The sequence below is a fragment of the Lachnoclostridium phytofermentans ISDg genome (genome assembly GCF_000018685.1).
Classification (GTDB): Bacteria; Bacillota; Clostridia; order Lachnospirales; family Lachnospiraceae; genus Lachnoclostridium; species Lachnoclostridium phytofermentans.
Genome location: NC_010001.1, coordinates 2,871,926 through 2,884,360 on the forward strand (window position 1 = coordinate 2,871,926; position 12,435 = coordinate 2,884,360).

Below are 12,435 nucleotides of genomic sequence, written 5' to 3' on the forward strand. Positions count from 1 at the left end.
CTACTTAAGTTAGTTTAAAAATTCTTTCCTTCATTATGCATCTTGAAATCTATCTAGACTCATAACAAAGGAAAGGATCTGTTGATTTAAAATAATAATTCTTTAAATTAATCTTTCACAAGAACCATGCAAGAGATTGGTTCAACTTCTACCGTTGTTCCTTTTACTTCATAGAGAGGCTCCACACCCGAATTATTTCCATCAATATAGACGGTCCAATCACTCTCAGGAAGTCTTATCGTTACTTTTTCCTCAGAAGAATTATAAATAACACATAGCGTCTTATCTACTAAATCACCTTGAATAAGATAGGATATGACGTCCTCTCTTTCCTCTGGTAAGAAAGTTAACCGCTTTGATATCTCTTTTGCAGATTGCATGCGTAGTGCTTTATGCTCTTTACGAAACCTTATAAGACCTTCATAGTAAGATACGACATCGATTACATTCGCTTTATTAGACCACTTAATACAATTGACACTATCGGAAGAATTGTAGCTATTTTCAACAAACTCTCCTGCTATCTCGCTAGATGGTTTGTTTCGTAACATCTCCTCTCCAGCTTGTAAAAATGGTATTCCTTGTGAAGTAAACACAATAGCTGCACATAATTTATTCTTTTTCACTCTAATTTCATAAGTATCTTCCTTACAAGAGCAAGCTATTTTATCCCATAACGTGTAGTTATCATGAGCGGATACATAATTAATGCACTGTGCTGGTTCCAAAGCCCAAGGAGAATCACTATAATTCACCTTTTTATAGTCTATCTGCGGATGCAAGGTTGAAGCAACTACACCAAACTTTACACTTTCTTTTTTATCGCTATCACCAGTTGCAAATCCTTTCTCCTCTGCTAGAAAGACACTTCCCTTTAGACCATCTCTAAAATCATCACTGAATGCCGCAATTCCAGGTAACATACTCATATTGGCTTTCATTGCTCGTTGTCCCGCTGGAAGAGGGCTATCTCCACCTACCCAACCTTCCCCATATAAAATAATGCTTGGGTCTATTTGATCTAATACTTTCCTAACTTCATTCATTGTTTCTATATCATGAATTCCCATTAAGTCAAAGCGAAAACCATCGATATGATATTCTTTTGCCCAATAGATAATAGAATCTACAATAAACTTTCGGACCATCAAACGCTCGGAAGCTGTTTCATTCCCGCAAGCAGAAGCATCTGAAAATTTATCTCCAACTTTACGATAATAGTAATCTGGAACAATTTTATTGAAATTGGATTCTTCTGTTTTCATTGTATGGTTATAGACAACATCCATAATGACACGAAGTCCATTCTCATGAAGCGATTGGACTAATGTCTTAAATTCTTTCACTCTTACAGCTCCATCATAAGGATTTGTTGAATAAGAACCTTCTACAACGTTATAATTTTCTGGATCATATCCCCAATTAAAAATAGAGCTGTTTTCTTCATCTACAGATGCATAATCAAAGCATGGCAGTAGGTGAATATGTGTTACTCCAAGGTCTAGAATATGGGATAATCCTGTTGTTAGACCATCGGAATTTCTAGTATTAAGCTCTGTAAGTCCAAGAAGTTTCCCTTTTTCCTTGATACCAGAGTCAGATTCCATGGATAAATCGCGGATATGCAATTCATAAATAACAGCATCCAGAAAGGAATCAAACTTTGGTTTTGTATCTTCAAGAAATCCAGTTGGATTGGTTTTCTCTAAATCTAAAATCATCGCTCTTTTTCCATTTAAACCAGTCGTCCTTGCATATGGGTCTACTGCTTCTTTCGTTTGACCATCTACTGTAACAAGATAAGTATAATATACTCCTTCCAAATCACCTAAAAGACAAACGGACCAGATACCACTTTCCTCTTTTTTCATTATTTCTGTGATATAAGGTTTTCCAGCATTTCCATTTTGATAAAGATTCACAACAACCATCGAAGCTGTTGGCGCCCAAACCTTTAATTTCGTACTACGGTTAGTGTAAGTGCATCCCAAATCATTACCATCATAATAATATTGTTTTTCACCATCTATTGAATTCCAAAATTCATCCATTCTAGAACCACCCTTCTCATTTTGTATTCTAACTTAGTTATATCATAATACTGTATTAATTACTATAGTTTTCGAATACTATTTCATTGTTTTCGAAAACTATTTCTCGCATATAGAAAGTACTTTAAGTAATATAGAATTTAATTTAAAGGAGCTTATAAGGATTTTTGATATAAAGCCTGTCTCTATGGATACATATAAGGATACTAATATAAAGTTTGTTTTTAAGAATACATAAGGAGCTCTAATATTAAGTCTGCTTCTAAAAATACATAAGGAGCTCTAATATTAAGTCTGTCTCTAAAAATACATAAGGAGCTCTAATATTAAGTCTGCCTCTAAAAATACATAAGGAGCTCTAATATTAAGTCTGTCTCTAAGATTCTGAGGATATCCACAAAAAAATGGCCGTTACAGTTATTGAATTCAAGAAATAACGTAACAGCCATAAAGATTTATTTAATAATTCCCATATCATATTTTGTTTGTAGTATACGAAGCACCGATTCCTCAATCCGCTCTTCAGTAATTTTACCGCTTTTTACTGCACTAACTACAGCAGCCATCTGTTCCTTATAATTGGTACAACATAGCATATCATTACCTGCTTCTACTGCTAATACTGCAGCTACTTCATCGCCTGTGTAAGTCGTAATAGCATCCATTGATAAATCATCAGTAATAATAAGGCTATTAAATCCTATTTGATTTCTTAATATACGATGAACATCCCCTGATAGAGATGCTGGTAACTTATTATCCATACATTCTACTATGTTATGTGACACTAAGACAAATGGTGCACCAGCATCAATTCCTGCTTTAAACGGTAGAAAATCATTGTTCTGGAATGTCTCATAATCTCTTTTATCTATGGCAATACCAGTATGAGTATCTACATTATTTCCGTATCCAGGAAAATGCTTTAATACTGATCCAATCCCCATCTCCTTCATAGTTTCTACTACTAAGGTTACATACTCAGAAGTCTTTTCTACCTCTGTTCCAAATGCTCTAGCATAAATAAAATCTTTACTTGAACTAGCTACATCGCAAACTGGAGCAAAATTAAGATTGATACCAAGGGATAATAATAACTCGGTTTTCTCCTTTGTATCCTTACGAATTTCATTAAATCCGCCCTTTTTATAGAGATTACTTGACGATTCAAATGGCTTAGCACGAAAAGCAGTATATTTGCTGATACGGTTTACCGTACCACCCTCTTCATCTACACCGATAAATGTAGGTATCTTTGCAACCTCCTGATACTTCGTTATCTTCTTGGTTACACTCTCTTTCGTTTCTCCTTCAAAGTCTCTTGCAAATAATAAATATCCGCCAAATTGGTATTCTTTCATTATGTCTTCCGCCTGTTCCTCTGGACAACGTACAAAGAACATCTGTGCAACCTTTTCTTCTAGCGTCATCGTTTGCATCAAATTCTTTGCTACACGCATACTTTCCGATTCTTCCTCTGGAAGTTTTGTAGGTATCGCAGTTGGCACAATCGTTATATCTATTGGTGTCACCGTCGGTCCCGCAGAAGGTTCTTCTATGATTGGTGTTATTGATATGTCATTCTGATTTTCATTCCCACTGCTTTTTGAATTCTTACTACATCCACTGAATAATAAAATTAATATCATAACTAAAATACAATAGATTGATTCTGTTTTTCTCATTCTTACCTCCATCACCTCATCTCTTTTATAGTATCTAATCTCTTTTCTATTATCTCATCTCTTTTCTATTATCTCATCTCTTTTCTATTATCTCATATAAATTTATATTAATTCTTATGATTACATGAGTCTTAATTTTAAATCTTCATAGTAATAGCTAACCATAATTTAATTTATCTTAAGTTTCTATATTCAAGGCAAAGACACTTTCACTTACAAACGATAGGATGAGTCCAAATAAATTGAAGAAAGAGTACTCCAAAAGCACATAGCTTTTGGAGTACTCTTTCGTTATTCGCAAAAATTTGCAACAACCTGATTAATTACTTTACCGTCTGCTTTGCCTTTTAGTTCCTTCATGACTACTTTCATGATTTCCCCTTTATTTTTTGTAGCAACAGCCTCAGCAAAATTAGTTTGAATAAACACTTTAACTTCATCTTCACTCATTAGCTTTGGAGCATATTCCTGAATTACATCATAACGAGCTTGATACTCTGCTTTTAAATCTACTCTATCATCAGGGCAAGTATCTAATTGCTCTTTTACTGTCTTTAACTCTTTTAAAATGACACGGTCAATAAGTTCCTCAGTGATATTGTCACGCTGACCTTCATCAATCGCTACCTTTTTAATTGCAGAAATTAGAGAAGAGATACTATCTTTTCTACTCTTATTTCTCTCTTTCATTGCAGTTACCATGTCTTTTTGTAATGTTTCAAATTGCATTGTTATTCCTCCTTTACAGCTTAACCTCATTGCTACATAGTGGCAATGAGAATATCCGCTTTGACTTTTATTTTACTTCCATCCTAAGGAAGCTGTCAACGGTCAATTCTAAAACTCGTCTTGTTTCATTATGTCGTTTATTCATCATTTTTGTCGAAACGAATATATTATCTTAGAGAGTATTATGCTCTAGTCTTGCAAAAAGGATGTGAAAGAGATGAGTATTGACAAAAATTTGATTCAAGAGAGCGTGTCTAATATTTTAATTGCTCTTGGAGAAGACCCCTTAAGAGAAGGTTTAATCGATACGCCGAAACGAGTCGCAAATATGTATGAGGAAGTTTTTTTAGGAATTCAATATACAAACGATGATATTGTTACCATGTTTAATAAATGCTTTGAAGAAGATCAAAATACATTTCTCGCAAATGGTATTGTATGGATTAAGGATATCGAATGCTTTAGCTTTTGTGAACACCACATGACTTTAATATACGATATGCATATCACCATTGGATATAAACCACTTCATAAAGTAATTGGGATAAGTAAAATAGCACGTATTGCAGATATGGTATGTAAGAGGCTGCAAATTCAAGAGAGGATCGCCTCTGATATCTTAGAAATTCTTACTAAAATTACGGGAAGTGATGATATCTTTATTAAGATTGAGGGGAAACACGGATGCATGACCTCTCGTGGAATCCAAAAGCCACATGCTACGACATGTACAATCTTAACAAGTGGAATCTTTCAACATAATCCTATGTCGTTCATCACAAAGGAGAGTGGTCATGTATGATAGAATTCGAAGTAAACAACCGTCATTTTAAACTTACACCATATCCCTATCATATAGAAGCTTTTGCGCTCTTTGGTTCGTATATTAATGAAGAATTTGATGAATTAAGTGATATTGATATGTTAATTATTATCGAAGATTGCTCCAAGCAAAGAGTATTATCTATAAAACAGAGTCTTGCGAAAGCTCTTCATGTTCCAAAGACTTGGATATCTATTTATACTAAGAGAAATTTTGCTAATTTATGTGCTAATGGTGATTATTGGTGCTGGTATCTTAAACTATATGCAAAGATTTGTTATTCCAAAACAGACTTCATTCGGCGTGCTTTTAATTCGCTACCTCCTAATATTAATGTACTAAGCCATATCTATGATAACATTGAAACTATCGAAGAAGAATATCAATATTTCATTAATCATAGAGCTTCAGCTGAAGAGTTAATGAACTTAATTGCACATTTTACTAGAAATGCATGTATCCTTCTATGTTATCTTCATCAAGTTGTTGACTTTAAGAAGTATTCACCAGCAAAGCAATGCTGCTCATTTCCAGACATAACAATGCCATTTACCTTTGAGGATTATGAAAAACTATACCGACTAAAACGAGCCTTTAAGCACAATTATAAGAACTTCCGGCTTAGAAATGAATACCATTATGTTATTTCGTGGTATGAAAAGTATCAAGAACTAACGCATATCGTTATAGCGAAAGCCAAAGAATTATTACGAACCAATTTTGTTAGTCCATTAATATCCTTTTTGGAATGAAATAACTATAAGAAAAATCTTGATTTGTAAATTCTCTCTTGTCATAAATGGATAAAGGATACGCCAACAGATATTAAATCTGATCACATAAGATAGACAAATTTTATATTAGGCAATTACAGAGGATTGAATCCTGTATTATACAGGATTCAGTCCTTTCCGTTTGATCTTGATTCGTTTCGTATCTCCGTCATTTACAACTCACATGTCCATACCAAACTTTCATACAATTTTATAGCAAGCTAGCTGCATTCCATCAATATAAAATTGTATGAACTCTATTTTGCATAATTAACTCCAATTAAATCTTCAAATCGTTTTACTATAGATTGATTATATTTCGTAAAAGAAATGTTAAGTGGTTTTACTTTACCTTCTAAAAAATCTTCCATACCTTTTCTTAGTCCCTTTTCACTGTTCTCAACCAGATAACCATGATGCTCTCTGATAAAATCACCAGAACCTGGAATATCCGTTGCGACAATTGGAACTCCTAGCGTATCTGCTTCCAGTAATACTAACCCTAATGGTTCACGGTCTGATGGTAATAAGAATAAGTCGCATTGTTTTAGTATGGTAAATGGATTTGAAGTTGATTTTACGATATATATATCTTTCGCACTTTCTAATTTCCTCGAAAAATCCACCGTATCGTTAAATAAGGTTCCATAGCCACCGATGACGATAAGCTTCGTGTTTGGATGATCCTTATGAAACTCATTAAATGCTGACATCAATTTCATATGTCCTTTTTCTGGCGAGAATCGTCCAATCGTTATAAATTTCGTGGAATCACCTTCTAGCATCTTAGTAAATTCTTCATAAGGAACAGAAAGCTCTGTCTCCTCTTCCATAACAAATGGAAGTTTTGCTTTTACTAAGATATCCTCCACATTATGAGCATTATTTAATACTTCTACCTTGTCCATAAAATCACCGATTTTTTTAATGGAGTTTTTTGTTTCATCACTAACTGCAATAATTTTATCATAGCTTTCAAATGCATGTTTAAGAATATTGAAGTGGAAATTCTTCTTTTCTTTATATTCTTCAAACATATTATTATGGATAAAGATAACCTTCCTAGCCTCTGCTTGCTGTAAGTACAAGGTGATATCTGGAGTATAACCACTAAAATGTACAATTTTATCGATTCGAACATTCTGAAAGCGCTTATCAAATTCTCTTTGATAGAGGCGATTCATGCGCTTTTGCAAAAATTTCGAGTCCATATTAAATCGAAAATATAACTTATGGTAAACTGCTTCCATCCATTTCCATTCTATGGTGCTTCCGCAAAGTGGCATTAATCCCATATTTGGTGGTAGAACCGATAATCGCATAGGAGTCTTTATAAATTGATTCTGCCTAAAGAATAAATAATAATTTGCTTTCTCTTTATCTATTAGACTCATAAGATTTAATAAAGAGGTAGTGATACCGTTCATTACTAAGTTCGAACAATAAACAAGAATATTTGGCTTTCCATTCCCTTTTGCTTTTTCTTCTTTGCATACTTTTTGTCCAAGAAAAACATGCCTCGCTATCTTATTCACTGCATCGATATTATCATAGGTACAGAAGTTCTCTAAAAAATCTTTGTCGTCATATGTTTTTGGTGTATTAATTTCTTCATATAATTTAGTTACATTCTCGACTTGCGGAAACGGAAGTGAATCGAGTGGAATATAGATACCTCTCTCATCCAGATAATCATTCCTATCATACGTAAATAAAACAATTTTCTTTCTTGTATTTGCAAAATCAAAAAATACACTAGAATAATCGGTTACCAAAATATCTGCGGAATTTAAGAAGTCATAGGTTTCATAACCTTCTGGAAACGGTTTGATGTGCTTATACTTACTAAAATCAAAGCAACCTTGTAAAAATACATGGAATTTCACAAAGAACACCTGATTATCATTTAAGAGTTTATCAAGTAATGCAAAGTTGCATGAACAGGCTTCTGCTTGCTCAGTATTTTTGATCTCTGTTAAAGTACCACGCCAAGTTGGCATATAGACAATCACTTGTTTATCTGCTAACTCTAACTCTTTACGAATTATTTCTGCACGCTCTTTCTGATAAAAGATTGCATTTCTAGGGTATCCTTCGCAGAGAATCTTACCCTGGTACGTATTTTCTAGATAATACGCATGAATCATCTTTTCTTTCATGTAGTCGTTTGGATATAGTAAATAATCTGCAATCTGAAAATTCTTTTGGATATTCCCAATTGCAAATGCACGATTTACATCTTCATACCCCATATGTTTCAGAGGTGTTCCATGCCAAGTGTTTAAATAAACCTGTTCCGGTCTTTTATAAAACCAAGTTGGAAAACTAGTATCATTCACTATATACTTTGCAGTAGCTAACATCTCTACATATTTTCTTGAATTCATATCAAGAAGTATGACATTATTCACCTGATATTTCCAAAGCAACTTTTGAATTCTATCTTTACTTGATAAGTTAACAGTAAGGTAGCATAGAAACTTGGAATATTCTTTCTTAGTTAGTTCCTTCAATAAGTAAAAAATATTACCTGCTAAATCAGTTCCTTTCTTCGATTCAAACAAAATAGCAGTTTCCTTTATTGTTTTCTTCCGTTTGTTCAAATAATGCGAATTACGATTGCAAACTTTTCCAATCGATTTTATTTTGGAAATTTTACCTTCAATGTTAAAATTCATCGATTTAATCCCCGCTATACTTTAGTTACTTAGTTTTTTTCTCACTCATTATATAACAAATTACTACTTAATACAATTTAATTATTGTTAAGAAACGACAGTGCCCTACAATTGTAGTAATATTGGATTATGCCAAATCACATGAATTTATGTATTTTCTATAATGAATTGATTTTATATATTGATTTTTTAATTGTATAACAAATCATATGATTTCATTGTATTGCAAACTACCTGATTCCATTGTATAGCAAACTGCATTATTTCATCGTACTGCAAACTACATGATTTCATCGTACTGCAAACTACATGATTTCATTGTACTGTAAGCACTAAATTAATTGTATTATAAACAGAGATTGTACTCCATAAACATGACAATTTTTGTGTATAAAATAAAGAAACCTTATTTGTAACATTATCGTACTCAATAATCATACAAATTAGGTTTCCCTCTCTTTTATTCATAACAAAGAAATGTTCGCTAGGTGCACATTTTTAATCATATTACAAGGAAAAGTACGACCATCAGGAACTTTTCCTTGTAATATACATGCCTATTATAATTCTTCTATAAAAACATCTGCGGTAATAATCTTTCCGATACGTTTTACATGACTAGTCATAAAAGTCATACCATCTTCCTCGATTTCGACCTCTACAGTTCCACCAGGCATATGAACTTTCACTTTACGGTCTGTTAACCCTAATTTATAGGCAACATTAGCTGCGGCACAACTGCTACTACCAGAAGATAAAGTATATCCGGCTCCACGCTCATAGATTTCAATCACGATTTCTTCCCGATTTAAAACTTGCATAAACTGCACATTGATTTTATTAGGGAAGTGTTCATCAGATTCAATAATTTTGCCTAAGCTCTTAACTTCTTTCTTAACTAATTCGTCTCTTATAATTACACAATGTGGATTTCCAATGGTTAAACAGGTAGTGATTACCTTCTGTCCTTGAAATTCCATTGCTTCTTCAATCACTTCTCTAGATTCACCTGTTACAGGAATTTCATCACTCATATAAGAAACTTTACCCATCGCAACATTTAAGGTACCATTTTTATCATTGATGTAATGAATTTCGATTGGCCCTCCTAAGGTATTGATCGTAATTACATCCTCTGTTACATACTTATGGTCTTTTAAGAACTGTGCAAATATACTGATTCCATTTCCACTCTTCTCTGCTTCACTACCATCTGGATTAAAGATACGTACATAAATACCATCTTCCTTTTCATAAGGCCCCATTAAAATACCGTCAGAACCTACCCCAAAGTGACGATCACATATTTCACGAATTTGTGAACCTTGCAGCTCATACTCAAATTTTTTGGTATCAAATACTAAATAATCGTTTCCATTTCCGTGATATTTCTCAAAGACAAATTCCATAGTTTAACCCCTTTCAGTTATGTAACATTCAAAAATACATTATTTTTACATTTTCTATCATTCTATTGAATAGTTTAACTTAACTTCTAATTCACTTTTTTATCATTGTATCTTTCTATACTAAGCATTATTACAAGTTTTTCTTCCTACTTATTATTGCAAACTTTACTATAATTTCTTTTCTGCTAAGTATGCAAGAATTGCTCATATGTTTCTCTTAATACCCACTATTGCAGGTCTTACAATATTTTTTTCTTTCAACTTAGTATAACAAGCATTGCAATAAGATTTCTTTCTACGTAGCATTGTGACATTACAATAATTCTTTCTACTTTGCTATGAAAGCATTATCCTACTACTAATATGATACACAACATATTTTAACTATAACATATCTATTTCTGCTCGACATATTGCATTTTCTGCTCTGTTGTATTATCATAAGATTAGTTTTTTACATCGTAGCTTTATATCGTAATCTATTAGAAAGGAATGACAAGGAGTAATATGGATCATAACAACAAACGTGGTTACCTTAATGACCAATTTCGATTTTTTCACCTAAAAGATTCCCATACAGCACCGATTGAATATCATTATCATGACTTTCAAAAAATTGTCATCTTTTTCTCTGGTAATGTGACCTATATGATTGAGGGTAAGGTTTATCAGTTAATGCCTTGGGATATCCTGCTCATTAATCATCATGAGATGCATAAGCCAATCATTCAAACAGGAGTTCCATATGATCGTATTATTTTATGGTTGAATCGAGAATCTTTATTGCAGGATTCCTTAAAACAATATCGACTTGATGATTGCTTTCAGGAAACGGTAGCGAAAAAAAGTAATCTTTTACGAGCTGAAGCGAAATACAGAATGAAATTCTCACATCTCTTGCAGGAACTTGAAGATTCCTTTCATTCCAAAGAATATGCAAGTGAGTTGTATACCAATACACTTTTTATACAACTCATGATATTAATGAATCGAATGTTAGATTCTGCTCCTCTCATAGAAACACAAACGAGTATTCAATCAAATAAACATGTAGATTCTCTTATTTCTTATATTTCGGAGAATTTATCCGGTGATTTAAGCATCGAAGCATTATCCAAAGCTCTATACTTAAGTTCCTCCTATCTTATGCATAAATTCAAAGAAGTGACCGGAACATCACTTCACAATTATATAACAAAAAAAAGGCTAACAAATGCCTTAGAATTAATGCGAGAAGGTACTCCAATTACAACAGCAAGTTTGCAAAGTGGCTATAGCGATTATTCCACCTTTTTACGTACATTTCGTAAAGTTTATCATTGTACACCGACTGAGTACGTAACCGGCAAACTACAAAACTCTCCATTTCAAGGTCAGGAATATAGAGAGTGATCTGTTAAAAAAAGACCTCCTAGTTCACCCGGAGGTCTTTTTAAATCTCTTACAATTACTTTTACAGTTATCACTCAAAATGCTTTATTCCATAATTATTTTTTTCATTGTTGGAATTGTACCTAACATAAATAAAAGTAAAACACTAACTAAAATCAGTACTTCCTTAAGCGATAATTGTATCCGAAAACTTCTTAGATCAGAAAAATTCATCGTTGATATCACAAAGGATCCAAAAACCACGCCTAGAATAATACCAATGCAACAAAAAGTAAGTATCTGTATTATCATAATTTTAACGATATTCCCTCTTCTAACTCCTAATTGCCTTAGTACTCGGTATTCCTTCCTTCTACTAAGTAAGATATTATTTAAGGTATTTAACATGCCAAAACAAATAAATATAAAAAGAGTATTGATACATATAGAGAGTAATTGCGTTTCTTCTTTTAATATCTTTTCGTCTCTTTTTAGCACCTCTTGATAAGAAGACCATGTTATGCCATACTGGTAACTTAGCTCTGTTAAAGTTAGATATAACTCATCCTTATCAAGAGGACCATCCTCTGCTAGGTAGATACGGTTAAAGAATTTCTCCTCTACTTGATCTATGACTTCCGATTGATTGTCTATTAAAATGTTTTTTGCCGCATTATCCGTTATTTCCGCTACTGTAAATTGACTGATAAGTCTTTCATTATAATTATTTATCTTTATATTTCCCTTAATGTCTATTGTAAGATTTTTATGACTTATTAGACCTATGGTATCACCAATCTTAATATCATACCTCTTAGCAAAAGCAGAGCTTATAATAGCCTCTTCTTTACTTATCTCCTTTTTAATTAACTTATCCTCTAAAAGCTTAACAAAGGAAGTACCTTCCACATTAGCT

Annotated in this window: 9 protein-coding genes; 3 read left to right on the forward strand and 6 right to left on the reverse strand. The window is 32.9% G+C overall.

The annotated features are described in order from the left end of the window. Positions 1-107: 107 nt before the first annotated feature. The 3 genes from pulA to CPHY_RS12060 form a co-directional block, all read right to left on the reverse strand. On the reverse strand, positions 108-2,051 hold the full coding sequence (gene pulA / locus CPHY_RS12050; RefSeq protein WP_012200346.1) for a type I pullulanase: 1,944 nt from the start codon (positions 2,049-2,051) through the stop codon (positions 108-110). A 455-nt stretch (positions 2,052-2,506) separates the two neighbouring features. Beyond that, positions 2,507-3,736, reverse strand: coding sequence for a glycoside hydrolase family 3 protein (locus CPHY_RS12055; protein WP_012200347.1), 1,230 nt, complete (start codon positions 3,734-3,736; stop codon positions 2,507-2,509). A gap of 291 nt (positions 3,737-4,027) precedes the next feature. Beyond that, positions 4,028-4,465: a GatB/YqeY domain-containing protein gene (locus CPHY_RS12060; RefSeq protein ID WP_012200348.1), complete on the reverse strand. Its 438-nt coding sequence runs from the start codon at positions 4,463-4,465 to the stop codon at positions 4,028-4,030. 217 nt (positions 4,466-4,682) lie between these two features. Here CPHY_RS12060 and folE point away from each other — a divergent pair, with 217 nt between their 5' ends. Together folE and CPHY_RS12070 are read left to right on the forward strand one after the other, a co-directional pair. After that, the gene (gene folE / locus CPHY_RS12065; protein WP_012200349.1) at positions 4,683-5,267 is read left to right on the forward strand and encodes a GTP cyclohydrolase I; all 585 of its coding nucleotides are present in this window, start codon (positions 4,683-4,685) and stop codon (positions 5,265-5,267) included. Further along, positions 5,264-6,040 carry a nucleotidyltransferase family protein gene (locus tag CPHY_RS12070; protein WP_012200350.1) on the forward strand — a complete coding sequence of 259 codons (777 nt, stop codon included), beginning with the start codon at positions 5,264-5,266 and terminating at the stop codon, positions 6,038-6,040. The genes folE and CPHY_RS12070 overlap by 4 nt, the downstream gene beginning before the upstream one ends. 278 nt (positions 6,041-6,318) lie before the next feature. Here CPHY_RS12070 and CPHY_RS12075 read toward each other — a convergent pair whose 3' ends face one another. Beyond that, on the reverse strand, positions 6,319-8,739 hold the full coding sequence (locus tag CPHY_RS12075) for a glycosyltransferase (protein WP_012200351.1): 2,421 nt from the start codon (positions 8,737-8,739) through the stop codon (positions 6,319-6,321). A 560-nt stretch (positions 8,740-9,299) separates the two neighbouring features. Next, on the reverse strand, positions 9,300-10,148 hold the full coding sequence (gene dapF / locus CPHY_RS12080) for a diaminopimelate epimerase (protein WP_012200352.1): 849 nt from the start codon (positions 10,146-10,148) through the stop codon (positions 9,300-9,302). Between the two features lie 507 nt (positions 10,149-10,655). Between dapF and CPHY_RS12085 the strand changes: the two genes are divergently transcribed. Further along, positions 10,656-11,540: an AraC family transcriptional regulator gene (locus CPHY_RS12085; RefSeq protein WP_012200353.1), complete on the forward strand. Its 885-nt coding sequence runs from the start codon at positions 10,656-10,658 to the stop codon at positions 11,538-11,540. Between the two features lie 84 nt (positions 11,541-11,624). Here CPHY_RS12085 and CPHY_RS12090 read toward each other — a convergent pair whose 3' ends face one another. After that, on the reverse strand, positions 11,625-12,428 hold the full coding sequence (locus CPHY_RS12090; RefSeq protein ID WP_012200354.1) for an ABC transporter permease: 804 nt from the start codon (positions 12,426-12,428) through the stop codon (positions 11,625-11,627). Positions 12,429-12,435: the final 7 nt, after the last annotated feature.

What these genes read in the sequence shown, in the direction of transcription:
- CPHY_RS12075 (WP_012200351.1), bottom strand. Translation starts at nt 8,739, where the DNA reads ATGAATTTTAACATTGAAGGTAAAATTTCCAAAATAAAATCGATTGGA.
- CPHY_RS12055 (WP_012200347.1), bottom strand. Translation starts at nt 3,736, where the DNA reads ATGAGAAAAACAGAATCAATCTATTGTATTTTAGTTATGATATTAATT.
- dapF (WP_012200352.1), bottom strand. Translation starts at nt 10,148, where the DNA reads ATGGAATTTGTCTTTGAGAAATATCACGGAAATGGAAACGATTATTTA.
- CPHY_RS12085 (WP_012200353.1), top strand. Translation starts at nt 10,656, where the DNA reads ATGGATCATAACAACAAACGTGGTTACCTTAATGACCAATTTCGATTT.
- CPHY_RS12060 (WP_012200348.1), bottom strand. Translation starts at nt 4,465, where the DNA reads ATGCAATTTGAAACATTACAAAAAGACATGGTAACTGCAATGAAAGAG.
- CPHY_RS12070 (WP_012200350.1), top strand. Translation starts at nt 5,264, where the DNA reads ATGATAGAATTCGAAGTAAACAACCGTCATTTTAAACTTACACCATAT.
- pulA (WP_012200346.1), bottom strand. Translation starts at nt 2,051, where the DNA reads ATGGATGAATTTTGGAATTCAATAGATGGTGAAAAACAATATTATTAT.
- folE (WP_012200349.1), top strand. Translation starts at nt 4,683, where the DNA reads ATGAGTATTGACAAAAATTTGATTCAAGAGAGCGTGTCTAATATTTTA.